This is a genomic window from Micromonospora zamorensis (assembly GCF_900090275.1).
Classification (GTDB): Bacteria; Actinomycetota; Actinomycetes; order Mycobacteriales; family Micromonosporaceae; genus Micromonospora; species Micromonospora zamorensis.
The window spans coordinates 5,399,157-5,423,462 of sequence record NZ_LT607755.1; the positions used below are offsets into that span (position 1 = coordinate 5,399,157).

Consider the following 24,306-nt stretch of genomic DNA (forward strand, 5'->3'; position numbering starts at 1 on the left):
TTTGGCGGCCTAGTGGAAGAAGTGGCGGGTTTTCGTCAGGTACATCGTTACGTTGGCCTTTTTGGCCGCTGCGATGACTTCTTCGTCGCGGATCGAGCCTCCGGGCTGCACGATGGCGCGGACGCCGGCGTCGATGAGGATCTGCGGGCCGTCGGCGAACGGGAAGAACGCGTCCGAGGCGGCGACCGAACCCCGAGCCCGCTCGGCGCCGGCGCGGTTGACCGCGAGCTGCGCCGAGTCGACCCGGTTGACCTGACCCATACCGACCCCGACGGTGGCGCCGTCCTTCGCGAGCAGGATCGCGTTGCTCTTCACGGCACGGACCGCCCGCCACGCGAACGCCAGGTCCCGCAGCAGCTCCTCGTCGGCGGCCTCGCCGGTCGCCAACTGCCAGGTCGCCGGGTCGTCGCCGGGGGCGTCCACCCGGTCGGCGACCTGGGCCAGCACACCACCGGTCACCGGCCGCAACTCCACCAGCGCCGGCGTCCAGGCCGGCGCCCGCAGCAGCCGGATGTTCTTCTTGGCCTGCAACACCTCGACCGCGCCCTCGTCAAAGCCGGGCGCGACCACCACCTCGGTGAAGATCTCGGCCACCTGCCGCGCCAGCTCGACCGAGACCAGCCGGTTGACCGCGATGACGCCGCCGAACGCCGACACCGGGTCGCAGGCGTGCGCCCTGCGGTGTGCCTCGGCCACGTCCACGCCCACCGCGATGCCGCACGGGTTGGCGTGCTTGATGATCGCGACGGCCGGCTGGTCGACGAAGTCGTTCGCCGCCCGCCAGGCGGCGTCCGCGTCGACGTAGTTGTTGTAGGACATCTCCTTGCCGTGCAGCTGCTCGGCCTGGGCCAGCCCCGCCGGGGCGTCCGGGTCGGTGTAGAGCGCAGCCGGCTGGTGCGGGTTCTCGCCGTAGCGCAGCGCCGTCGACCTGCGCAGCGCCAGCCCCGCGAACTGCGGCCACCAGTCGTCGGCGGGCGCCAGCTCCTGCGCGCACCACCGGGCCACCGCCACGTCGTACTCGGCGATGTCGGCGAACGCCCGGGCGGCCAGCGCGCGGCGCTGGGCCAGGGTGAAGCCCCCCTCGCCGAGCGCGCCGATCAGCGCCGGGTAACCGGCCGGGTCGGTGAGCACGGCAACCGAGGCGTGGTTCTTGGCGGCGGCCCGCACCATGGCCGGGCCACCGATGTCGATCTGCTCCACGCACTCCTCGACGTCGGCGCCGGAGGCGACGGTCGCCTGGAAGGGGTAGAGGTTGGAGACCAGCAGGTCGAACGCCGCAACCCCCAGCTCGTCGAGCTGCGCGACATGCGTGTCCTTGCGCAGGTCCGCGAGGAGACCCGCGTGCACCTTCGGGTGCAGGGTCTTCACCCGGCCGTCGAGCACCTCGGGAAACCCGGTCACCGTCTCCACCGGCGTCACCGGCACACCGGCGGCGGCGATGGTGCCCGCCGTGCTTCCGGTGGACACGATCTCCACACCGGCGGCGTGCAGGGCTTGAGCCAGCTCGACCAGCCCGGTCTTGTCGTAGACGCTGACCAGCGCCCGCCTGATCGGGCGGCGCCCGTCCTGAGTGGGACTCACGGAACCGTGACCTTCCTTCCGGTGATGGTCCAGCCTTCGCGGACCAGGCGACCGACCTGCTCGACGAGCTGGCGCCGCTCGGCTTCCTTGATGCGCTCGGTGAGCGTGTCCACGTCGTCGTCGTCGAGCACCGGCACCGCGACCTGCGCGACGATCGGCCCGGTGTCCATGCCTGCGTCGACGAAGAAGAGGGTGGCCCCGGTGAGCTTCACGCCGTAGGCGAGGGCGTCACGCGGGCCGTGGATGCCGGGAAACGCCGGCAGCAGGGTGTTGTGGGTGTTCAGGTAGCGGTCGCCGAAGGCGGCGAGGAAGTGCGGGCCGACCAGCTTGAGGAAACCGGCGGAGATGACCAGGTCCGGCTGGTGCTTCGCGACGTGTGCGGTGAGCGCCCGGTCCCAGTCCTCCCGGGTGTCGTGATCACGGACCCGCTCGACGAAGGTCGGCACCCCCGCGGCCTCGGCCCGGTCCAGGCCCGCGATGCCGTCACGGTCCGCGCCGACCGCGACGACCTGCGCACCGTACGCGGGGTCGACGGCGGCATCCAGCAGCGACTGGAGGTTGCTACCGGAGCCGGAGATGAGGACGACGATGCGGGCGACAGGCGCGGGCTCGGTCACCGGGCCACCCTATCGGGCAGGTCAGGAAGCCCTCCGGCTGGGCGGCGCGCCGATCTTTGACAGTGCCGACGTGCATCGACCCGGTACGCTGCCGCTCGCTCGGACTTGACACCTCGTCGGTCCGAACCCCCGCACCGATCGGCACACCAGCGGTGTCGCTGCACTGAGGAGCACCGCGTGTCGCCCGGTCACCACCCCAACGGCAACCGTCGATCGGCAGCACCGTGACGATGTCGTGGTGCTGCCGCGCTGTGCATTCCGAGGACTGACAGCGATCATGGGTGGCAACAACAGCAGTAACTGACGGAACCAGTTCAAGGAGCTCTCGAATGCAACCCGGTAACCCCGGCCAGGACCCGTACGGCCAGCAGCCCAACCAGGACCCGAACGCACCCCAGCCGCCGCAGTACGGCCAGCCGCCTGCGGCCCCGTACGGCCAGCAGCCGACCTCGGGTCAGCCGTACGGCCAGCCGACCTCGGGACAGCCGTACGGTCAGGACCCGTACGGCCAGCAGCAGCCCCAGTACGGCGGCGGCGGTCCGACGTACCCGAACGCCGGCTACCCGCAGGGGGGCCAGGGGCAGAACAACACCCTCGGCCTGGTGTCGATGATCCTCGGTATCGCGTCGATCCCGCTGATCTGCTGCTTCTACCTGGGCATCCCGGTCGGCATCGCGGCCGTGGTGACCGGTTACCTCGCCCGGCAGAAGGTCGCCCAGGGCCAGGCGAACAACGCCGGGCAGGCCAAGGCCGGCCTGATCTGCGGCGCGGTCGGTGTCGGGTTGGGCATCATCCTGATCATCCTCGGCATCGTGGCGAACGTGGCCCTGCCCACCCAGCCCTGACAAGCTCGGATTCGACGGGGCGCTCCGGATTCGTCCGGGGCGCCCCGCGCGCGTCTACTGGGCGGGGGTGCGGGTGAGGGCCCGGGTGGCGGCGGCGCCGAGCAGTGCGCCGACCGCGATGACGACAGCGGCCACCGCACCGACCTGCCAGCCCACCGGCCCGACCTGTGCCAGCCGGCCGGCGCCCAGTGACCCGCCGGACACCGCGGCGGCCACACCGAGCAGCACGCCGGCCACCAGCCCGGCCAGCACCGCCGGGGCCAGCACCTCGGCCCAGCGCTGCGGGGCCCGCTCCGGCCCGGCGAGTCGGGCCACCCGGCGGGCGAGCAGGCAGCCGGCCACCATTCCGGCCAGCACCGGCACCGCAAGCAGCAGGGCGCCCAAGCCGTCCACCGGGCCTCGTGGCAGACCGGCGAGCAGTGGCACGGCTGGCAGTGCGCCGACCGACACCTCGCTGGTGCGAACCGCGGTGTCGGTGCCGACCGCGAAGCCCGGCCCGAGCAGATAGCTGGCCGACCAGATCGCCGCGTTCGGCGCGTACGCGACGCTGACCAGGGTGATTCCGGCCTGCCCGGCGACCCCCGTCCGGTACGCCCCGATCATGTCCGCCGCGTCGCCGCCGCCGGTGGCCACCGCCAGGCCGGCCGCACCGGCACCCGCGCCGAGCAGCAGCAGCCCTGCCACCAGGCCGGTGCGAATGCCGTCCCGCACCGGGTTTGACAGCCGGGTGACGAGGAGCCGGGTCACGGCGGTGATGCGGGTGGCGCCGATCAGTGCGGCGAGTGTGCCGACCACCGCGAACGTGGCGCCCGCCCGGATCGGGGACACCGTCGGCCCACCGGCCCCCACCAGCACTGCCGCGAGTGCGCCCAGCAGCGCGTACGCGATGCCGACAGCGCCTGCGGCGAGCAGCGCGCGGCGCGGTGAGCGGGTGTCCCGGGCGCCGATCGCGCGGCTGACGTGCACACCGGCCCGGCTGAGCCGCCAGAGCGCGAGCACGGTCAGCGCCAGCGGGGCGAGCCCGAGCGGGCCGGAGTCGGTGTGCAGCGGCACCCCGTGGCCGAGCAGCCAACCGGCCAGCGCCGTGCGCAGGGTGCTGACCAGCGTCGTCGAATCCGTGCCGAGCTGGACCAGGCCGAGCACGATGGCCACCGGCAGGTAGGAGGTGAGGGCGGCCCAGCCGGCCGCCACCCCCGCGGCGACGGGCAACGGCGCGCGCCCGCGTGGCGCCCCGCCCGCGCGGGGCGCGGGCACCCGTCGGGCCCTGGCGGCACGATCGACCGGCCGGTCGTCGGCGCTCACACCGCCGGGACGGCTGGGACGGTCAGGGGTGACGGGGGACATCCGCTCTACTCTGGCACGTCGCGCGGGCGGTGGCAGTCCGTTAAGCCGCCCGAAGGGCGGCGAGTTGACCGAACCGGGGCCCAGGCCATCCGGCCCGGTCTAGCCTCGGCCAGAGGGGGCGCGAGTCGCCGCCACCCGGGTCGGGTCCGCCGGTCGCGGTCCGGCCGGCTCGCCGCCCACGACCGCCCGGAGGACGCCGTGACAACGCCATACGCGCCATCCCCGCCCCCACCGGCCCGGGGACGGGACCGGACCACGCTCTGGGGCGTGCTGGGCATCGTGCTTGGGCTGATCTGCTGCGGCATCCTGGGCATCATCTTCGGCTACCTGTCCATCCGCGACGCCCGTCGGTACGGGCAGTCACCGTTACTGGGCTACCTCGCCATCGTGTTCGGCGTGATCAACATCATCGGCGGCGCGATCCTGCGCGCCACCGGCAACTACCCGTTCTGGAACAACGACTGAGCGGGCTGCGCCACCAGCGGGACGCGCCGGCAGCGCAGGTACGCCGAAGGGGGTCGACCGGTTGCGGTCGACCCCCTTCGGTGTTGCCTGACCGGCTCAGTTGCCGGACATGATCTCCCGCATCAGCTTCGCGGTCTCGGTCGGCGTCTTGCCGACCTTGACGCCGACAGCCTCCAGCGCCGCCTGCTTCGCCTCGGCGGTGCCGGCCGAGCCGGAGATGATCGCCCCGGCGTGACCCATGGTCTTGCCGGGAGGAGCGGTGAAGCCGGCGATGTAGCCGACCACCGGCTTGGTGACGTTGGTCTTGATGAACTCGGCGGCCCGCTCCTCGGCGTCGCCACCGATCTCACCGATCATGACGATGGCGTCGGTCTCCGGGTCGGCCTCGAACGCCGCCAGGGCGTCGATGTGGGTGGTCCCGATGATCGGGTCACCGCCGATGCCGACGCAGGTGGAGAAGCCGATGTCGCGCAGCTCGTACATCATCTGGTAGGTCAGCGTGCCGCTCTTGCTGACCAGGCCGATCCGGCCGGAGCCGGTGATGTCGGCCGGAATGATGCCGGCGTTGGACGCGCCGGGCGAGGCGATGCCGGGGCAGTTCGGCCCGATGATCCGGGTCTGCTCACCCTTCGCCACGTTGTACGCCCAGAACGATGCGGTGTCGTGCACCGGCACGCCCTCGGTGATCACCACGGCCAGCGGGATCGCGGCGTCGATCGCCTCGACCACTGCGGCCTTGGTGAACTGCGGCGGCACGAAGATGACAGTGACGTCGGCCCCGGTCTCGGCCATCGCGTCCGCTACGGACGCGAAGACCGGCAGCTCGGTGCCGTCGAAGTCGACCTTCTGGCCCGCCTTGCGCGGGTTGACGCCGCCCACCACGTTCGTGCCGGCGGCCAGCATCCGCCGGGTGTGCTTGGAACCCTCGGAACCGGTCATCCCCTGGACGATGACCTTCGAGTCCTTGGTCAGCCAGATAGCCATGATCAGACCCCCGCAGCTGCCAGCTCGGCGGCCCGCTCGGCCGCACCGTCCATGGTGTCCACCCGCTGCACGAGCGGGTTGTTCGCGCTGTCCAGGATCGCCCGGCCAGCCTCGGCGTTGTTGCCGTCGAGACGGACGACGAGCGGCTTGCTGACCTGCTCGCCCCGCTGCTCCAGCAGAGCCAACGCCTGGATGATGCCGTTCGCGACCTCGTCACAGGCGGTGATGCCGCCGAAGACGTTGACGAAGACGCTCTTCACGGCCGGGTCGGAGAGCACGATCTCCAGCCCGTTCGCCATCACCGCGGCGCTCGCGCCACCGCCGATGTCGAGGAAGTTGGCCGGCTTGACGTTGCCGTGCCGCTCACCGGCGTACGCGACCACGTCGAGGGTCGACATGACCAGACCCGCGCCGTTGCCGATGATGCCGACCTCGCCGTCGAGCTTGACGTAGTTGAGGTCCTTGGCCTTGGCGGCCTGCTCCAGCGGGTCCACCGCGGCCTGGTCGACCAGCGCCTCGTGGTCCGGGTGCCGGAACGCCGCGTTCTCGTCCAGGCTGATCTTGGCGTCGAGCAGGAGCATCCGGCCGTCGCCGTTCTTGGCGAGCGGGTTGACCTCGACCAGGGTGGCGTCCTCGGCGACGAACGCCTGCCACAGGCCGACGGCGATCTCGACCACCTGGTCGGCGACCTCGGCCGGGAAGCCGGCGGCGGTCACGATCTCGCGGGCCTTGGCCTCGTCCACGCCCTTAACGGCGTCGATCGGGGCCTTCACGACCTTGTCGGGGGTGTCGGCGGCGACCTGCTCGATGTCCATGCCGCCGGCGACGCTGGCGATGCAGAGGAAGGTGCGGTTCGCTCGGTCGAGCAGGTACGAGAAGTAGTACTCCTCGGCCACGTCCGCGGTCACCGTGATCATGACCTTGTGGACGGTGTGACCCTTGATGTCCATGCCGAGGATGTCGGTGGCGCGGGCCACCGTCTCCTCGGCGCCCTCGGCGAGCTTGACGCCGCCGGCCTTACCTCGGCCGCCGACCTTCACCTGCGCCTTGACGACCACGCGACCGCCGAGGCGTTCGGCGATCGCACGGGCCTCTTCCGGGGTAGTGGCGACGCCGCCGGCCAGCACGGGCAAGCCGTGCCGCTCGAACAGGTCCCGCCCCTGGTACTCGTACAGGTCCACGATTGCGCGTCCCGTCCCGTCTCCGCGGCGCGCCGTCGCGCCGCCACCAGCGTTCAAAAAACAGTTTGACGCCTGTCATCAGTTGAAACAGGCCATTGGCCGCAGCCTAGCGAGGTCGGCACCACCGGCAACCGAGCGGGTGCGCGGTGTGCGGTAATGCACAACCGGACATCAGACGCGGCCGGTTTGCGGGCACGACACGGATGGCATCAACCATCCGGGCGATGTTGTCCGGCTTGCGTAACCCGGCCGTGGGGGCGTCGTTGAGTCAGATGTCGGAGCGCTGAGAAGCGTGACGACGGGAGACGGCCGATGCCCTGTCGGTCGAGGGGTGGCGGCGGGGCATCGTGCATAGAGGGGCCGGACGTGTGAGGGGTGCGTCCGGCCCCTCCCCCGTGCCCAAATCCGGGCGCTGAGCAACGAGACTCAGGAAACCGGCTGCGCCACGTTCTGCCGGACCCACTCGACAATCGCCTGAGTGGTGGCGCCCGGCGTGAAGATCTTCGCGACGCCCAGCTTCTCCAACTCGGGAATGTCGCCGTTCGGAATGATGCCGCCGCCGAACACGACGATGTCGCGGGCGTCCCGCTCACTGAGCAGTTCCAGCACCCGCCGGAAGAGCGTCATGTGCGCGCCGGAGAGGACGGACAGGCCGACCGCGTCGGCGTCCTCCTGGATGGCGGTCTCCACGATCTGCTCGGGAGTCTGGTGCAGGCCGGTGTAGACGACCTCCATGCCCGCGTCCCGCAGAGCGCGTGCGACGACCTTCGCGCCCCGGTCATGGCCGTCCAGGCCGGGCTTGGCGACGACGACCCGAATACGAGAGCTCATCAGCGCACACCTTTCACCGGCTTCACGGGCCTTCACCTGAACGAACGGTAACCCGGCGGGCCCGGCCCAGGAAATCAGGGGCCGGAAACCGGGCTCCGCCGCCGGTCCCTGCCCGGCATTGTCGTACGGGCGCACCCGAAGTGGCGGGCAGCGGACCGGGGGCCGTCCGGGGAGGCCGCCGAGCCAGATCCGGGGTGGCTCGCCAAGGGCACTCTGGCACTGCCCCGAGTCAAGTCGGACGACTCCGCCGGATCGGTCACGCTCGGCGACGAACGGGCAGCATCAGGGGCACCATTTAGGGGCGCGATGCGTGACAATCATGGACGCAAACGGACAGATCGACACGCCAGTTTGGCGGTCTAGCTTGTGACTCGCCTGGTGGTTGGCTAACGTGTCCACGGTTGTCATCAGGTCCATGGACGGGTGACGACGCGGTCAGCGGACGTTCATTCGAGCTTCACGAACGCCCACCGGCCGCTTCGGAACCCCGACAACGGAGGGTGTGCGTGCGCCAGCGCCTGTCGTCTGAGCCCGATCGATATCGCGGTCGTCGCCGTGTGCCCACCCCACCGCGCAGCCGTTACGCCGCTGTCGTCACCACGGCGTTCGTCGGGGCCGGCATCGTCGCCCTCGGCGCGAGCGCGCTGCCCGACGCCAAGGACGTAAGCCCGTCGGTGCTCGACGAGCTCAAGCAGGCGTCGGTCACCAGTCAGGACGCTGCGGCCCGTGCCGAGAACGCCGAACGCGCCTCGCGGGACAGCCGCAGCAAGGACAGCGCCGAGCCCGAGGTCTGGCTGCTGCCGCTGCAGGGCTACGACTTCAACTCTCCCTACGGGATGCGCTGGGGCAAGCTGCACACCGGTGTGGACCTGGTTGCCGGCGAGGGCACTCCCTACGTGGCGATCCACGACGGGCTGGTCACCAAGGCCGGCTGGTTCGGCGGGTACGGCAACGCGGTGATCGTTCAGCACGCCGACGGCAGCGAGGCCATCTACGGCCACTCCTCCTCGGTGAGCGTGAAGGAAGGCCAGCAGATCAAGGCCGGCGACCAGCTTGGGCTGGTGGGCCAGACGGGCCACGCCTATGGCACGCACCTGCACCTGGAGATCCATGTCAAGGGCCAGCCGGTCGACCCGGTGCCGTTCCTCCAGGACCGCGGAGTGGACATCAAGATGCAAGTCGAGGCAATCTACAACGAGGTAGCCGCCTCCTGACGTTGCGTAACGACCGTTGACCGCCCGGATCTGTTGATCCGGGCGGTTTTTCGTTGCCCCGGCCGGATGGATGTATCCCGGGTCACAGCCACGATTGTGACCGGCGACACCACGGAGCATGATCACTTTTCCGGATAGAACGCCATAGGGCGGGTCATATCTGGGCAGCCATCACTTCACGCGCCGCGCGTTCACCCGGTCCCCGCGCCCACCCCGGCTCGGTCCGACACCAGTATTTCGAGGTCAAGTGCCCCTCGACTGTGAAGGTCCGCCGTGCAGGAAGACAGCCCCGTCCAGAACGAGAACACCCCCGACGCCCCCCACACCGGGCAACCACAGCGCGCCGGCCGGCGGAACCGCCTCATCGTGCTCAGCGCCGCCGCCCTGGTGACCCTCGGCCTCGGTGGCGTCGCGGTCGCCACCACCGGCGGCGACCACCCGGCACCCGCAGCCGTCTCCCTCGACGCGCAGAGCCGGGCCGAAGCCGCCAGCCGGGCGGACCGCTCCGCCCGCGAGTCGAGCACACCGGTCGCCTCGCCCAGCCCGACACCGAGCCCGTCCGCGGCCACCGCCAGCCCGACGCCCGCGAAGACGGCCACCGCGAAGGCCAAGCCGAAGCCGAAGCCGAAGCCGAAGAAGACCACCAAGCCCACGCCCGCCTGGGTCAACCCGATGCCCGGCGCAGCCGTCACCTCCTGCTACGGGCAGCGATGGGGCACCCTGCACGCAGGTATCGACCTGGCGCTGCCCTCCGGCACGCCACTCCGCGCCGCAGCCGCAGGCACCGTGACCCAGGCCGGCGATGCCTCCGACGGGTACGGCAACTCCGTCTTCATCGACCACGGCAACGGATACCTGACCCACTACGCCCACCAGAGCCGCATCGCGGTCACCGTCGGCCAGAAGGTGAAGGCCGGCCAGGTCATCGGGTACGAGGGCGCCACCGGCGACGCCACCGGCCCGCACCTGCACTTCGAGGTGCACCAGGGCATGTGGAACCAGATCGACCCGGCCCCGTTCATGCGGACCCGCGGCGTGGACCTCGGCTGCTGAGGCGACACCCCTGGGCGATTCAGGCGCAACAGCAGGGATGGAGGGGCCTGAGGCCCCTCCATCCCTGCTTCAGTGCAGTGGTGCGGGCGCGATGGGTCAGAGCTTGTCGACCGGGGCGTGCCGGAGCACCAGCCACATGGTCTGGTCACCGAAGTCGATCTGCGCGCGAGCACCCGGGCCGTGCCCCTCGACGGCGAGCACCCGCCCCAGCCCGTACCGCTGGTGGTTGACCCGGTCCCCGGCCGCCACCTTGGGCCCCTGTGGCAGCTCGCTGGCCGTGGTCAGCCGGCTGGCGTCCACGCCGAGCCGCTGCGCCAACTGGGCCGCCTTCGGCGTACCCCCGGTGAAGTTGCCACGCGCGCCGGGCGTGCGGTCCGCGCGGCCTCCGACGCCGCCGCCCCCGCCGGCCCACGAGGTGTACGACCCTTCGGTGCGCTCCCAGTGCACCAACTCGGTCGGCAGCTCCTCCAGGAACCGCGACGGCGGGTTGTAGGACGGCTGCCCCCAGGCCGAGCGGGTCACCGCCCGGGAGAGGTAGAGCCGCTGCCGGGCGCGGGTGATGCCGACGTACGCCAGCCGGCGCTCCTCCTCCAGCTCACGGGTGTCACCCAGCGAGCGCAGGTGCGGGAAGACGCCGTCCTCCAGCCCGGTCAGGAAGACCACCGGGAATTCCAGACCCTTGGCGGTGTGCAGCGTCATCAGGGTGACCACTCCCTGGTGGTCGGGGTCGTCGGAGGGGATCTGGTCGGCGTCGGCGACCAGCGCCACCTGCTCCAGGAAACCGGCCAGGGTGGCCCGCTCCCCCTCCTCGCCCAGCGCCTCGATCCGCTCGGTGTACTCCCGGGCGACGCTGACCAGCTCCTGGAGGTTGTCCACCCGGCCGGCGTCCTGCGGGTCCAGGCTCTCCTCCAGCTCGGTGAGGTAGCCCGAGCGGGTCAGCAGTGCCTCCAACACCTCTTCCGGGGTGCCGGTCTCGGACAGCTCCCGGGCCCCGTCGAGCAGCGCCACGAAGTCGGCGATGCCGTTGGCCGCCCGGCTGGAGATGCCCGGCGCCTCCCGGGCCCGCCGCAGCGCCGCGCCGAACGAGATCCGGTCCCGACTGGAGAGCGCCTCGACGCACGCCTCGGCGCGGTCGCCGATCCCCCGGCGGGGGGTGTTGAGCACCCGCCGCAGGCTCACCGTGTCGTCGTCGTTGACCACCGAACGCAGGTACGCCAGTGCGTCGCGGACCTCCTTGCGCTCGTAGAAGCGCACCCCGCCGACCACCTTGTAGGGCAGGCCGACGCGGATGAACACCTCTTCGAACACACGGGACTGGGCGTTGGTGCGGTAGAAGACCGCGACATCGCCGGGGCGGGTCTCGTCGGCGTCGACCAGCCGGTCGATCTCCCGGGCCACCCAGTCGGCCTCGGCGTGCTCGGTGTCGGCCACGTAACCGACGATCCGCTCGCCAGCACCGGCCTCGCTCCACAGCCGCTTCGGCTTGCGGGAGGTGTTGCGGTCGATCACCGCGTTGGCCGCGTTGAGGATGGTCTGGGTGGAGCGGTAGTTCTGCTCCAACAGGATCGTCCGCGCGTCGGTGAAGTCGCGTTCGAACTCCAGGATGTTGCGGATCGTCGCACCGCGGAACGCGTAGATCGACTGGTCCGCGTCGCCGACCACGCACAGCTCGGCGGGCTCCAGCCCGTCGGTGCCGGAGACCAGCTCCTTGATCAGCGTGTACTGGGCATGGTTGGTGTCCTGATATTCGTCCACGAGCACGTGCCGGAACCGCCGACGGTAGCTCTCCGCGACGTGCGGGTGCGACTGGAGCAGGTGCACCGTGGTCATGATCAGGTCGTCGAAGTCCAGTGCGTGCGCCTCGCGCAGCCGGCGCTGATAGAGCGTGTACGCCTCGGCCAGCGCCCGCTCGTTGGGCCCGGTGGCCCGTGCGGCGAACTGCTCCGGGTCGACCAGCTCGTTCTTGAGGTTGGAGACCTGGGCGGCCAACCCCCGCGCCGGGTAGCGCTTCGGGTCGAGATCCAGCTCGCGGGTGACCAACTGCATCAGTCGCCGGGAGTCGTCCGCGTCGTAGATGGAGAAGGTCGACTTGAGGCCGGCGTGCTCGTGCTCGGCGCGCAGGATCCGGACACACGCGGAGTGGAACGTCGACACCCACATCAGGCGCGCCCGCGGACCGACGAGCGCGGCGACGCGCTCCTTCATCTCGCCGGCTGCCTTGTTGGTGAAGGTGATCGCGATGATCTCGCCGGGATGGACGTCCCGTGCGGCGAGCAGGTAGGCGATCCGGTGCGTGAGCACCCGGGTCTTGCCGGACCCGGCGCCGGCCACGATCAGCAGCGGCGAGCCGGCGTGGCTGACCGCGTCGCGCTGCGGCCCGTTGAGCCCGGCGAGCAGCTGCTGCGGATCGAGGCGGACGGCGGCGGGCCGGGGCCGGTCCGGGCGGGCCGGCGCGGACTCCGGCGCAGGCGGGGACGCGGGAATGTCGAAGAGAGGATGCATCGCCCGACAAGTCTATGCCGTCAGTCGGACACTACGGTCTCTGGCGCTCGGCAGCTCGTGCCCGACCGCGTGCTCCCACCGCACTGCCCGCCAGTCGGGCAAAGATCGGCGTCTCACCACGGAATGCTTGCGCACCCGGCGTCGACGTGGGCATACTCGACGGCGTGATCGCTGCGCGCTACTACTTTTACTACGGCACCGGGAGTCCGGCTGCCGTAGGTCGCGCCTGATCGATTCAGACCTACGAAAGCCCCGGGCTCCTGGAGTCCGGGGCTTTTTCCGTCCCGGGTTCCGGGCACCGGGCACCACAGTGCGAGAGGTACCCGATGATGACAGACGTGATGGAGCAGAGCGGCGGCCCGACCCGACCGAAGGCCGAGCAGCCCGCGGCCAACGGGAGCGAGCCGGCGGCACCCCTGTCGCCGACGGCCGAGGCCGCCGGGCCGCCAGAGGCACGGACCGGCACCGAGGAGCCGTCCGCCTCCGCTCGGATCGTGCAGATCAGAGAACGGATCGACGAGATCGACCACGCCCTGATCACGCTCTGGCAGGAGCGGGCCGCGTTGTCCCAGGAGGTCGGGGTGACCCGGATGGCGTCCGGCGGGACTCGCCTGGTGCTCTCCCGCGAACGCGAGATCCTGGAGCGCTTCCGGGTCGCGCTCGGCGCCGACGGCACCCAGTTGGCCCTGCTGCTGCTCCGCGCGGGCCGCGGCCCGCTGTGAGCCGCGCCGGCCCACAGTGACTCACCCGGCCCGTGGGCCCCTCGTGGGCTCCCCTGCGCCACGCGGCGCCGGCCCCGGGGCACGGACAGACGAAACCGCCTGCCGTCGTCGTGGTGACGTCGGCAGGCGGTTCCGGTGACTCACGCCTCGTGGGTGGCGACGATCTGGCGCCGCTCCGCGAAGTGGCAGGCGCTCGGGTGGTCCGAGTCCCGTCGGATCTCCAGCAGCGGGACCTGCTCGGCGCAGACGTCCTGCGCCTTCCAGCAGCGGGTCCGGAACCGGCAGCCCGAGGGCGGGCTGATCGGCGACGGCACGTCACCCGTGAGCCGGATGATCGTCTTGTTGTTCCGCTGCGTCGGGTCCGGCACCGGCACCGCGGAGAGCAGAGCCTGGGTGTACGGGTGCGTCGGCCGCTCGTAGATCTCGTCCTCGGTGCCGATCTCGACGATCTTGCCGAGGTACATCACCGCAACCCGGTCCGAGAGGTGGCGGACCACCGACAGGTCGTGCGCGATGAAGACGTACGACAGCCCGAACTCGCCCTGGAGCTGCTCCAGCAGGTTCATCACCTGAGCCTGGATGGAGACGTCCAGCGCCGACACCGGCTCGTCGCAGACGATGATCTCGGGCCGCAGCGCGAGCGCGCGGGCGATGCCGATGCGCTGGCGCTGACCACCGGAGAACTGGTGCGGGTACCGGTTGATGTGCTCCGGGTTGAGCCCGACCAGGTCGAGCAGTTCGCGGACCTTGGCCCGGCGGCTGCCCTTCGGCGCCACCTCCGGGTGGATCTCGAACGGTTCACCGAGCAGGTCACCGACGGTCATCCGCGGGTTCAGCGAGGTGTACGGGTCCTGCATGACCAGCTGGATCTGCCGGCGGAGGCGTCGCAGCGCCGCACCGGACAGCTTGGAGGTGTCCTGGCCCTTGTAGACCACGCTGCCGGCGGTCGGCTTCTCCAGGTTCATCAGCACCCGGGCGAGCGTCGACTTGCCGCAGCCGGACTCGCCGACCACACCGAGCGTCTCACCGGCGCGCAGACCGAACGAGACCCCGTCGACCGCCTTGACCTGGCCGACGGTCTTCCTGAACACCACACCCTGCGTGACGGGGTAGTGCTTGACCAGGTCGTTGACCTCGAGGATGTTCTCAGACACGGTTCACCAGCTCCTCGGCGAAGTGGCAGGCGCTGGCCCGGTCGCGGCCGACCTGCAGCAGCGGCGGGATCTTCTCCCGGCACACCGGCTGAGCCATCGGGCAGCGCGGGTTGAACGGGCAGCCCGGCGGGATGTTCATCAGGTTCGGCGGGAGGCCCTTGATCGTCCGGAGCTGCTGCCCCTTCTCGTCCAGGCGCGGGATCGATTCGATCAGACCGATGGTGTACGGGTGCGCCGGCTTGGCGTACAGGTCGTACACGTTGGCTTCCTCGACGATCCGGCCCGCATACATGACCGCGATCCGGTCCGCGACGTCGGCGACCACGCCGAGGTCGTGGGTGATCAGGATCATGCCCATCTGCCGCTCACGCTGAAGCTCGGCGAGCAGGTCCATGATCTGGGCCTGCACTGTCACGTCGAGAGCGGTGGTCGGCTCGTCCGCGATCAGCACCTCCGGGTCGAGCGCCAACGACATCGCGATCATCGCGCGCTGCCGCATACCGCCGGAGAACTGGTGCGGGTAGTTGTTGAACCGGCTCTTGGCGTTCGGGATCTTGACCTGGTCGAGCATGTCGATCGCGCGCTTCTTGGCCTCCGCGCGACCCATGCCCCGCCGGACCCGGAACTGCTCGGCGATCTGGAACCCGACGGTGAAGACGGGGTTCAGCGCGGAGAGCGCGTCCTGGAAGATCATCGCGATGCCCTCGCCGCGGATGCGGCGGCGCTCCTCGTCGGACATGCGGAGCATGTCCTTGCCGTGGAAGCGGACCTGGCCACCGGTGACGAAGCCGGGCGGCGTGTCGAGGATGCCCATGATGGTCTGCGCCGTGACGCTCTTACCGGAGCCGGACTCGCCGAGCACGGCGAGGGTCTCCCCCGCGTCGACGTGGTACGTGACCCCGTTGATGACCTTTGCGACGCCGTCCCGGGTGCGGAACTCCACCCGCAGGTCGTCGACCTCGAGCAGCCGGCCGGAGGGACGTCCGGACCCGCCGGGTCCCGGCGCGGACTGCTCGGACACGAGAATGTCGGACACTGGATATCCCCTAGCGGAGTTTCGGATCGAGGGCCTCGCGGACCGCCTCACCGAGCATCACGAAGCTCAGCACTGCGGTGACGAGGAACGCGGCGGGGAAGAAGACCAGCCCTGGCGCGACTCGGAGGAAATCCTTACCGTCGCTGATCATGATGCCCCAGGACACCACCGGAGACTTCAGACCGACGCCCAGGAACGACAGGGTGGCCTCGGCGCCGATGAACGAGCCGACCATGATCGTGCCGTAGACCAGCAGCGGGGCCAGGCAGTTCGGCAGCAGGTGCTTGAGGATGATCCGGCCGGTGCCGGCGCCCAGGGCGCGGGCCGCGACGATGTAGTCGGCTTCCTTGGTGGCGAGCACCGAGGAACGCATGAGGCGCATCACGACCGGCCAGCTCAGCACGATCAGCGAGACGATCACCAGGCCCATGATCTGGGCCTTGCTGTTGCCGGAGCCCGAACCGTTGAACGTGGTCAGGATGACGATCGCACCGAGCACGAAGGGCAGACCGAAGAAGACGTCGGCGATCCGGCTCAGCAGCCCGTCCACCCAGCCACCGCGGTAGCCGGAGATGATGCCCATGGCACCACCGACGAGCAGGGTGCCGACCACGGACAGCACGGCGACGATGACGGATGCCCGCGCGCCGTAGATGACCCGCGCGTAGACGTCGCGGCCCTGCACGTCGTAGCCGAACCAGCCATTGGCGGACGGCTTGTCGAGGCTGCGGGACAGCGATCCATTGACCGCGTCACCCGGGGCGAACAGCGCCGGGAAGGCCGCCATCAGCAGGAAGATCAGAATCAGGACGCTGGCGATCCAGAACAACGGCTTGCGGCGGAGGTCCCGCCAGGCGTCACCGAGCAGGCCACGGGGCTTTTCGTTGCTCTGCGGCTGGCCTGCGGTAGCAGGGGCGGCGGAGTCGGTCGGGTGCGCGCCAGGGGTGCTGACGATTGATGCGGTACTCGGGTCACTCATAACGGATCCTCGGGTCCAGGGCGGCGTAGAGCAGGTCAACCAGCAGGTTCATCACGAGATAGACCAGCACCAGGACGACCACAATGCCCACCACGGTGGCGCTCTCCTTGGTCACGATCGCGCGGTACACCGCACGGCCGATCCCGTTGATGCCGAAGATCCCCTCGGTGACGATCGCACCGCCCATCAGGGCACCGAGGTCGGTGCCGAGCAGGGTGACCACCGGGATGAGCGAGTTACGCAGCAGGTGTACGCCCACCACCCGGCGCATCGGCAGACCCTTGGCGATCGCGGTGCGCACGTAGTCGGCGCGGCGGTTCTCCGCGATGCTCGTACGTGCAACCCGGGCGATGTAGGCCACTGACGCACTGCCCAGCACGAAGCCCGGCACGATCAGCTCGGACCACCGCATCTCGGAGGAGACGGTCGGCTTGACGATGCCCCACTGCACGCCCAGGAGCCACTGGAGCACGAAGCCGACGACGAAGACCGGCAGCGCGATCAGGAAGAGCGTGGAGACCAGGACCAGGTTGTCCAGGAAGCCGTTGCGGCGCAGACCGGTCAGCACGCCGGCGCCGAGGCCGATCACGGCCTCGATGGCGAGTGCCACCAGGGCCAGCTTCAGCGTGTTCGGGTACGCCGTGGCGATGATGTCACCGATCTCGCGCTGCGAGAACGTCTGACCGAAGTCACCCTGGAGCAGGTTCTTCATGTAGTTGGCGTACTGCACGAAGACGTTCTGGTCGAGGTGGTACTTCTCGGTCATGAAGGCGATGTACTGGTCCGGGCAGCGTCGCTCGCCGCACTTGCCGGCGAACGGATCGCCCGGAACGGCCCAGACGAGCCAGTAGATCAGGAACGTCGTACCGATGAAGACCGGCACGAGTTGGAGCAGCCGTCTCAACAGATAACGGCCCATGGGGTGGTCCTCCAGACAGGGGGCGCGTCGGACGGCCGACACGGTGGTGACAACGTGCGAGTGGAGTGTTGTAACACCCAGTCGCGGAACGGCCCCGGGTCGGGCTCACCGGATGTGGCGAGCCCGACCCGGGGTCAGACCGTTCGGATCAGAGCTCGACCGAGGTGATGTCGAGTTCGCCGACGTTGTTCAGCTCGAGCTTCTTGATCTTCTCCGAGTGGCCGGACTGCTGACCGTAGAAGTAGATCGGGATGCTCGGGACGTCCTGGTCGACCAGCTCGACGGCCTTGGAGAACGCCTCGTGCGAGGCCTCCAGGCTCGGCGCGGCGCTGGCCTGCTTCGCCAGGGCGTCGACCTCCTTGTTGCTGTACAGACCATCGTTCGAGGAGCCGTTGGTGACGTACAGCGGGTTGACCCAGTTCTCGACGTCCGGGTAGTCCTGCTGCCAGGCAGCGCGGTACGGGCCCTTCATCTGGTGGGCGTTGATGCTCTGGCGGAAGACCGCGAAGGTCGGCACGCCCTCGGCCCGAGCGTTGATGCCCAGGTTGGTCTTGATCTGCTGCGCAACGGCGTCCATCCAGTCCTTGTGGCTGGAGTCCGAGTTGTAGTAGAAGACCATCTCACCGGTGAAGCCGCCGGCCTCGGTCAGCAGCGTCTTGGCCGTGGCCGGGTCGAACTTGCAGGCGGTGCAGTTGCCCGGCTTGGCGCCCGGGGTCAGCGGGTTCGCCCAGCTGTCGGCCGGCTTACGGGTACCGAAGAAGATCTTGTCCGAGATCTCCTGCCGGTTGATCGACAGCGACACGGCACGACGCAGCTTCGGGTTCTGGAAGCGCTTGTCGTAGGTCGGGAACGCGATCAGCGCGGTCGACGGCGTGACGGTCGACAGGCCCCGGTCACCGAGGTCGGTCTTCCACTTGTCACCGGCGAGCGCCGAGGTGGGGACAACCTCCATGAAGTCGAGGTTGTTCGCCAGCAGGTCGGCGTAGGCGGCCGTCTCGTCCTGGTACAGCTTGACGTCGACGTCCTTGACCTTCATCTTGTCGCGAAGGTTGTAGTCGTCGAAGCGCGTCAGCTTGATGAGGACGTTGTCCTCCCACGACACGAACTTGACCGGGCCGTTGCCGACCGGCTTCTTGCCGAACTCTTCCGGCTTCTGGGTGAAGAAGACGTCCGGCAGCGGCATGAAGGCGCTGTAGCCGAGCTTGGTCGGGAAGACCGCGGTCGGCGCCGCCAGGGTGACCTCGAAGGTCTGCTCGTCGACGACCTTCAGGCCGGACATCTTGTCGGACTTCGGCGCCGGGGCCTTCTGCGGGCCTTCCGCGCCGTCCGGGTCCGTGGTGTAGGTGTCCTCGAAGCCCAGGATGTCGGAGAAGAAGGTGCCGTTCTGCGCGCCGTTCGGCGAGTAGGCGGCCCAGTTCCAGGCGTCAACGAAGTTCTTCGACTTCACCTCGGTGCCGTCGTGGAACTTCGTGCCCTTCTTGATCTTGATCGTGAAGACCTTGGAGTCCGTGGTGTTGATGGACTCGGCCAGCGCGTTGCGCGGGGCCCCACCGTCGTTCGGGTACTCGACCAGGCCGGTGAACAGCCAGTCGATCACCTTGCCGCCGCCAGTCTCCGTGGTGTTCGACGGGACCAGCGGGTTCTCCGGCTGGACGCCGTGGACGGTGATCGCGCCGTCCTTGCTGGCGGCAGCGTCGTCGTTGCTGTCACCGCTCGAGCAACCGCTCGCGACAAGCGCGGCAGCCGCGCTGAGCGCGATTGCGCTCGTCGCCCGCTTCGAGACTCTCATTCCGAGGGGCCTCCTCTTTCTAACCAGGTTCCGTCGTGGGTTTCACGCACGTTTGGGGGTGACACCGCCCGACCACCCCGAGGCGCGGGTCGCCGGGACCACAGGGAATTTGGGGACACCCTGATGTTCCGATCCGCCGGGCTCCCTCACCGACGAGGCGCGACACGACGCAGGAGGCACAGCCACGAATCGCCGCGAAGGGCGAGGACGTGGTCGTTGGCCGTACGGAGTGCCACACACCGATGGTGAGGTGCTGCCACTGTGACACCAACTGGCCTCTTCCGTGAAGGTGCCGTTATCAAGCCGTTAGTTGCCCGCCGCGTTGCCGATACTTGAAAAATGATCATAAAACGGTCGGTGCGGGCAGCACTGAGCAGGAAATACGTTGCGTCACCCGTGAACCTGGGTTCGGCCCACGCGAACGCGGCGGGCCTCACCTCTGCCCGATGGGACGTACGTCACCATCGGTTTTTCGACCCGTCCGGATGAGGTCTACTACGGCTGCACGGGCACCATCACACGGCTGGGTGGACGAGGGCGCAAAGATCGTCTGTCTGATCCTCCGGCCCGGTGACGTGCTGTCACACGAGCCGGCGGTCCGCCGCCCAACGGGAGAGCTCGTAACGGTTGGACATCTGGAGCTTGCGCAGCACGTTCGAAACGTGGGTCTCCACCGTCTTGATGGAGATGAACAGCTCCTTCGCGATCTCCTTGTACGCGTACCCCCGGGCCAGCAGCCGCAGCACCTCCCGCTCACGGTTGGTGAGCTGGTCCAGCTCGGGGTCGGCCACCGGTGCGTCCGGTCGGGCCGCGAAGGCGTCCAGCACGAAGCCGGCCAGCCGCGGGCTGAACACCGCGTCCCCGTCCGCCACCCGGCGGATCGCCGCAGCCAACTCGTCCGGGGAGATGGTCTTGGTGACATACCCCCGGGCACCGGCGCGGATCAGCCCGATCACGTCCTCCGCCGCGTCGGAGACACTCAACGCGAGGAACTTGACCTGCGGGTGGGTGCGGCGCATCGCCTCCAGCACCGCGCGTCCGCCGCCGTCGGGCATGTGCACGTCGAGCAGCACCACGTCCGGTCCGACGGCGGCGATCCGCGTGACCGCCTCGGCCACAGTGCTCGCCTCGCCCACCACCTCGACGTGGGCGCCCAGCTCCGCGCGCACCCCGGCCCGGAACATGGCGTGGTCGTCCACCAGGAACACCCGCAGCCGCTCGGGGCGGGCCTCCGCCGGGTCGAGGTGCTCGGTCGACTGCTCGGCCATGGTCATCTGTTCCTCTCCGCTGCGGACGAGTCCCGGGAGATCGGCAGGATCAACCGAACCTCGGTCCCCTCCCCCGGGCCGGACCGGATCTCGGCCCGTCCGCCGTGCCGCTTCATCCGCCCGATGATCGAGCCGCGTACGCCGTGCCGGTGGTCCTCCACGGTATCCGGATCGAAGCCCTTGCCCCGGTCCCGGACGAAGACGCTGACCTGATCCGGCTCCACCTCGGCGTAGAGCGACACGGTCTGCACGCCGGCGTGCCGGGCCGCGTTCACCAGCGCCTCCCGCGCGGCCGCGACCAGCGCCCCGACCTTCTCGTCGGTCTCCCGGTCCCCCACCACGACGGCCTCCACGGTGATCGCGAAGGTGTCCTCGACCTCGGCGGCGGCCTGCTCCAGAGCGGCGGCGAAGCGCTCGCTGGGCGACGCGGTGGGCTTGTAGAGCCAGTTGCGCAGGGACCGCTCCTGCCCTCGGGCCAGCCGCTGCACCGTCTTGACGTCACCGGCGTTGCGCTGGATCAGCGCCAACGTGTGCAGCACCTGGTCGTGCACCATCGCGGCCAACTCGGCCCGCTCCTGCTCGCGGATGCGCCCCTCGCGCTCCGAGCGGAGCTGGCTGTACGTCCGCCAGAGCACCGGCGCGGCGACCACGCCGACCCCGGCCAGCCCGACCAGCGCGAAGATCACGCCATTGATCACCGCGTCGAAGTTCTGTGCCGGCGAGTAGACCGCCGCGACGCCGATGATGCCGACCGCGACCAGCACTCCCCCGCCGATGAACCGGAGCACGAAGGCCCGCCGGTCACTCTCCTCGACGACCGCGCCCAGCCACGGCACCGGCATCGTGTCGCCCCACTGCCGCCGCCGTTCGGGCGCGGACTGGTGCCAGATGACCCCGGCGCCGACCGCGATGATGGCCACCAGCCAGCCGGCGGTGCCCGCCGCGCCGACCGAGTCGAAGACAATCACCTGGATCAACAGCACACCGAGCCCGATCCCCACGAACGGCAGGAGCTGGGCCACGTCGCGCCGGAGCGGCACCGCGGTGTCACCGGGCCGCAGCGGCACCACGGCCCAGAAGGCCGCGTAGAGCAGCAGGCCGAGCCCACTCAGCCCGAGCAGCACCATGAACGCGACGCGCACCCGCAGCACCGAGATGCCCAGATGGTCGGCGATGCCGGCGGCGACGCCGGCGGCCATCCGGTGCTCGGGTGCGCGGTAGAGGCGCGGAGGCGAAGTCACGGTGCTGATCGGAGGCTCCCTGTCACGGTGGCGGGATGGTCGAGGTCGGTGACTCGATCGTCACACGCTGCGGCGTCCACGACCACGGGGACGCCCCCGACATTCCGGCCGCCGGATCTCAGGGTGGGGTCAGGGTCGGGTCCTGAGGTCGAACGGGTGCACCGGGCAGCAGGATCGAAGCATGACCGAGGAAGCTGCCCCGCCACCCCGTCCCGGGTCGGCACAACCGGGAGGCACGTCGCCGCCCACGCCGGCCGTGACGGCCGGCGGATGGACCGAGCCCGGCACGTCCGGTCCGCACCCCGGCGCCGCACCTACCGATCCTTACGGCGGCTACCCGCCGCCCACCGGCCCGGGCCCCAGCTTCGCGGCCGGCACCGGTTACGGAGCCGGCGGCGCCGCGGGCACACCACCCGGGCAGGGTGGCGGTCCCGGCCCGTCCGCGCCGCCACCACCGCTGGGCGGCACCGGCTTCACCTCGCGGTACGGGCTGGTCCGGCCACGCGAGGGACGGTATCTGGCCGGCGTCTGCGCGGCGATCGGGCGAGCCACCAACACCGATCCGGTGCTGTGGCGGGTGCTGCTCGCGGTGCTCGGGTTCTTCGGGGGCATCGGCATCCTGGTGTACGTCGCCGCCTGGCTGATCATCCCGAACGAGGGCGACACCGCGTCCCCGGTCGAGTCGATGCTCGGGCGCGGGCGTTCCAGCATGTCGCCGGTGACCGTGATCGTCCTGGGCATCCTGGTCGCGGCCAGCTTCGGCTACATCGTCACCGACGCCTTCCGTGCGGTGCTGCTCGGCGCGGCCATCCTGGTCGCCGGCGCGCTGCTGCTCAACCGGGACAGCCGCAACTCGCAGCCCGGTGCTCCGAGCGGGCCGGCGCCGTCCGCGCCGACCGGCTCCCCGCCCGGTCCCGTTCCGCCGGTGACCTGGCCAGCGCCGTCGTACGGCGTCGCGCCGTCGACCGGCCCGCTGACGACGACACCGGGGGCCGGCGGCGATCCCGCGTACGTCACCGCGACGACGGGGGGAACACCCACCATGGCGTACGACGTGCAGCCGACCGCTGGTCCGCAGCTCTCCGCCCCCACGCAGCCGGTGTCCGGCGTCGGTCCCGTGTCCGGAGTTGGTCCTGTGTCGGGGCAACCGGCCGGCACGACGGCTGTCCAGTCCGACTGGCCGACACCTTCCACCGGCTGGCCGAGCACCGCCGCCCCCAGCGTCGGCTGGCCGTCGGCACCCGTGACCGGCGCACCCGCTGCCCCGTCCGGCTATCCGACCGCCCCTCCACCGTCCGGATACCGGCCTCCGTTCGCGCCGCACGGCCCGTACGCCTCGCCGACTCCGGCCGCGCCCCCTCCACCCAAGCCACCCAAGCCGCCGAAGCGCCCCAAGGAGCGTTCGCCGCTCGGCGCGGTGACCTTCTCGTTGATCTTCCTGGTCCTCGGTGTGGTCGCCCTGCTCGACCTGCTGGACGTCTTCGCCATCAGCGCCTCGTCATACTTCGCGGCCGCGTTGGCCACGATCGCGCTGGGGCTGCTGGTCGGCACGTGGTTCGGCCGCGCCCGCTGGCTCATCGCGCTCGGCCTGGTGACCGCGGCGGCGCTGGGCACGGCGACGGTCGCCGAGTCCTACGACCGGATCCGGGGAGTCGACGGTGCGGTGACCTGGGCGCCCACCGACTATCGGGACCTCGCCGACCGATACGAGAACAGCTTCGGTGACGCCGTGCTCGACCTGCGCGGTATCGACTTCACGAAGCGGGACAGCCAGGTCACCGTCGCAATCAACTTCGGCCAGGCGACCGTTGTCGTACCGCCGAACGTCGACGTCACCACGGTGGCCGATGTCAACGCCGGCGACGCCAACATCTTCGGCAACCGGTCCGGCGGGTTGGACGGTCGCCTGCGGGAGACCACCGATGTCGGCGCGGACGGGCCCGGCGGCGGGACCCTGCGCCTCTACGTCCACGTCAATGCCGGCAATCTGGAGGTGACCCGGTGAAGGCTCACCGCACTGATCTGGTGTCTTTCGCCTTCGGGCTCGTGTTCCTGGCGCTGTCCGGCTGGTGGCTGCTCGCCCAACTGCTCGGGCTCGCGCTCCCCGCGGTCGGCTGGTTCCTGGCCAGCGCACTCATCCTGATCGGGGTCTTCGGGCTGGTCGGAGCGCTGCGCTCGGGTCGGTCGCCGCAACCGGAGGTGACCACCGAGACCGCTGCCCCCGAGACCGCTGCCCCCGTCTCCGGTGCGGCCGCGCCGACCGCTGGTGCCGCCGTACCAACCGCTGGTGCCGCCGTACCGACCTCCGGCGCCCCGCTGCCGGTCTGGGAGGCCGAACGGTCCACCTGGGACGTTCCCCCCTCGGGTCCGACAACGTGGGACGTTCCCGCCTCGGGTCCCACACCGGAGGCGCCGACCGCCGAGGTGATCCACCCCGCCTGGCTGGCTCATCCGCCCTCCGAGGAGCAGACCGCACCGGTCTCCGGCCCGCCCGACGACCGGAACGAGGAGCCGACCCTCGGGATCGACACCCGACCGGCCCCGGCGGAGGGGGACGAGCCGACCCGCCCCGACCACCCGG

The 24,306-nt window shown here is 70.3% G+C and carries 20 protein-coding genes and 1 pseudogene; 7 read left to right on the forward strand and 14 right to left on the reverse strand.

Features of this window, described 5'->3' with window-relative positions; genetic code table 11:
• Nucleotides 1–9: 9 nt before the first annotated feature.
• A complete protein-coding gene (purH, locus tag GA0070619_RS23965; protein ID WP_088950138.1) occupies nucleotides 10–1,581 on the reverse strand; it encodes a bifunctional phosphoribosylaminoimidazolecarboxamide formyltransferase/IMP cyclohydrolase in 1,572 nt (523 codons plus the stop codon).
• Nucleotides 1,578–2,198 carry a phosphoribosylglycinamide formyltransferase gene (gene purN, locus GA0070619_RS23970; RefSeq protein WP_088950139.1) on the reverse strand — a complete coding sequence of 207 codons (621 nt, stop codon included), beginning with the start codon at nucleotides 2,196–2,198 and terminating at the stop codon, nucleotides 1,578–1,580. Before purN ends, purH begins: the two co-directional genes overlap by 4 nt.
• A 329-nt stretch (nucleotides 2,199–2,527) precedes the next feature.
• Here purN and GA0070619_RS23975 point away from each other — a divergent pair, with 329 nt between their 5' ends.
• A complete protein-coding gene (locus GA0070619_RS23975; protein WP_088950140.1) occupies nucleotides 2,528–3,043 on the forward strand; it encodes a DUF4190 domain-containing protein in 516 nt (171 codons plus the stop codon).
• Nucleotides 3,044–3,097: 54 nt separating this feature from the next.
• Here the strand turns inward: GA0070619_RS23975 and GA0070619_RS23980 are convergent, their stop codons facing one another.
• Nucleotides 3,098–4,387 carry a cell division protein PerM gene (locus GA0070619_RS23980; protein ID WP_088950141.1) on the reverse strand — a complete coding sequence of 430 codons (1,290 nt, stop codon included), beginning with the start codon at nucleotides 4,385–4,387 and terminating at the stop codon, nucleotides 3,098–3,100.
• Between the two features lie 198 nt (nucleotides 4,388–4,585).
• On the opposite strand from GA0070619_RS23980, the gene GA0070619_RS23985 reads away from it, so the two are divergent.
• The gene (locus GA0070619_RS23985; RefSeq protein ID WP_088950142.1) at nucleotides 4,586–4,852 is read left to right on the forward strand and encodes a hypothetical protein; all 267 of its coding nucleotides are present in this window, start codon (nucleotides 4,586–4,588) and stop codon (nucleotides 4,850–4,852) included.
• A gap of 96 nt (nucleotides 4,853–4,948) precedes the next feature.
• Here the strand turns inward: GA0070619_RS23985 and sucD are convergent, their stop codons facing one another.
• The 3 genes from sucD to GA0070619_RS24000 all read right to left on the reverse strand — a co-directional run bounded on the left by sucD (nucleotide 4,949) and on the right by GA0070619_RS24000 (nucleotide 7,848).
• Entirely contained in the window at nucleotides 4,949–5,836 is an 888-nt protein-coding gene (sucD, locus tag GA0070619_RS23990) for a succinate--CoA ligase subunit alpha (protein ID WP_088950143.1), read from the reverse strand.
• A 2-nt stretch (nucleotides 5,837–5,838) separates the two neighbouring features.
• Nucleotides 5,839–7,017, reverse strand: a complete 1,179-nt coding sequence (gene sucC / locus GA0070619_RS23995) for an ADP-forming succinate--CoA ligase subunit beta (RefSeq protein ID WP_088950144.1) — start codon at nucleotides 7,015–7,017, stop codon at nucleotides 5,839–5,841.
• 426 nt (nucleotides 7,018–7,443) lie between these two features.
• Nucleotides 7,444–7,848 (reverse strand): cobalamin B12-binding domain-containing protein, encoded by a 405-nt coding sequence (locus tag GA0070619_RS24000; protein WP_088950145.1) that lies wholly within the window; start codon nucleotides 7,846–7,848, stop codon nucleotides 7,444–7,446.
• Nucleotides 7,849–8,354: 506 nt separating this feature from the next.
• Between GA0070619_RS24000 and GA0070619_RS24005 the strand changes: the two genes are divergently transcribed.
• Together GA0070619_RS24005 and GA0070619_RS24010 are read left to right on the forward strand one after the other, a co-directional pair.
• Entirely contained in the window at nucleotides 8,355–9,062 is a 708-nt protein-coding gene (locus GA0070619_RS24005) for a M23 family metallopeptidase (protein WP_088950146.1), read from the forward strand.
• Between the two features lie 273 nt (nucleotides 9,063–9,335).
• Complete coding sequence (locus GA0070619_RS24010; protein WP_088950147.1) at nucleotides 9,336–10,115, forward strand: M23 family metallopeptidase; 780 nt, start codon at nucleotides 9,336–9,338, stop codon at nucleotides 10,113–10,115.
• Nucleotides 10,116–10,211: 96 nt separating this feature from the next.
• Here GA0070619_RS24010 and pcrA read toward each other — a convergent pair whose 3' ends face one another.
• On the reverse strand, nucleotides 10,212–12,617 hold the full coding sequence (pcrA, locus tag GA0070619_RS24015; protein ID WP_088950148.1) for a DNA helicase PcrA: 2,406 nt from the start codon (nucleotides 12,615–12,617) through the stop codon (nucleotides 10,212–10,214).
• 326 nt (nucleotides 12,618–12,943) lie between these two features.
• Between pcrA and GA0070619_RS24020 the strand changes: the two genes are divergently transcribed.
• Nucleotides 12,944–13,339 carry a chorismate mutase gene (locus GA0070619_RS24020; protein ID WP_172862108.1) on the forward strand — a complete coding sequence of 132 codons (396 nt, stop codon included), beginning with the start codon at nucleotides 12,944–12,946 and terminating at the stop codon, nucleotides 13,337–13,339.
• A gap of 140 nt (nucleotides 13,340–13,479) precedes the next feature.
• Here GA0070619_RS24020 and GA0070619_RS24025 read toward each other — a convergent pair whose 3' ends face one another.
• From GA0070619_RS24025 to GA0070619_RS24055, 7 genes are all read right to left on the reverse strand, one after another.
• Nucleotides 13,480–14,493 (reverse strand): ABC transporter ATP-binding protein, encoded by a 1,014-nt coding sequence (locus GA0070619_RS24025; RefSeq protein ID WP_088950150.1) that lies wholly within the window; start codon nucleotides 14,491–14,493, stop codon nucleotides 13,480–13,482.
• Nucleotides 14,486–15,529 (reverse strand): ABC transporter ATP-binding protein, encoded by a 1,044-nt coding sequence (locus tag GA0070619_RS24030; RefSeq protein WP_371409660.1) that lies wholly within the window; start codon nucleotides 15,527–15,529, stop codon nucleotides 14,486–14,488. Before GA0070619_RS24030 ends, GA0070619_RS24025 begins: the two co-directional genes overlap by 8 nt.
• Before the next feature lie 10 nt (nucleotides 15,530–15,539).
• The gene (locus GA0070619_RS24035; protein ID WP_088950151.1) at nucleotides 15,540–16,508 is read right to left on the reverse strand and encodes an ABC transporter permease; all 969 of its coding nucleotides are present in this window, start codon (nucleotides 16,506–16,508) and stop codon (nucleotides 15,540–15,542) included.
• The gene (locus GA0070619_RS24040) at nucleotides 16,501–17,427 is read right to left on the reverse strand and encodes an ABC transporter permease (protein ID WP_088950152.1); all 927 of its coding nucleotides are present in this window, start codon (nucleotides 17,425–17,427) and stop codon (nucleotides 16,501–16,503) included. The genes GA0070619_RS24035 and GA0070619_RS24040 overlap by 8 nt, the downstream gene beginning before the upstream one ends.
• Nucleotides 17,428–17,575: 148 nt before the next feature.
• Nucleotides 17,576–19,216, reverse strand: coding sequence for a peptide ABC transporter substrate-binding protein (locus tag GA0070619_RS24045; protein WP_088950153.1), 1,641 nt, complete (start codon nucleotides 19,214–19,216; stop codon nucleotides 17,576–17,578).
• A 581-nt stretch (nucleotides 19,217–19,797) separates the two neighbouring features.
• Nucleotides 19,798–20,484 (reverse strand): response regulator, encoded by a 687-nt coding sequence (locus GA0070619_RS24050; protein WP_088950154.1) that lies wholly within the window; start codon nucleotides 20,482–20,484, stop codon nucleotides 19,798–19,800.
• Nucleotides 20,485–20,486: 2 nt separating this feature from the next.
• Complete coding sequence (locus GA0070619_RS24055) at nucleotides 20,487–21,725, reverse strand: ATP-binding protein (RefSeq protein WP_088950155.1); 1,239 nt, start codon at nucleotides 21,723–21,725, stop codon at nucleotides 20,487–20,489.
• Between the two features lie 181 nt (nucleotides 21,726–21,906).
• On the opposite strand from GA0070619_RS24055, the gene GA0070619_RS24060 reads away from it, so the two are divergent.
• Complete coding sequence (locus tag GA0070619_RS24060; RefSeq protein WP_157744076.1) at nucleotides 21,907–23,730, forward strand: PspC domain-containing protein; 1,824 nt, start codon at nucleotides 21,907–21,909, stop codon at nucleotides 23,728–23,730.
• A pseudogene (locus GA0070619_RS24065) lies at nucleotides 23,727–23,975 on the forward strand (hypothetical protein); the annotation flags it as partial. The gene GA0070619_RS24060 and the pseudogene GA0070619_RS24065, both read left to right, overlap by 4 nt.
• Nucleotides 23,976–24,306 lie beyond the last annotated feature (331 nt).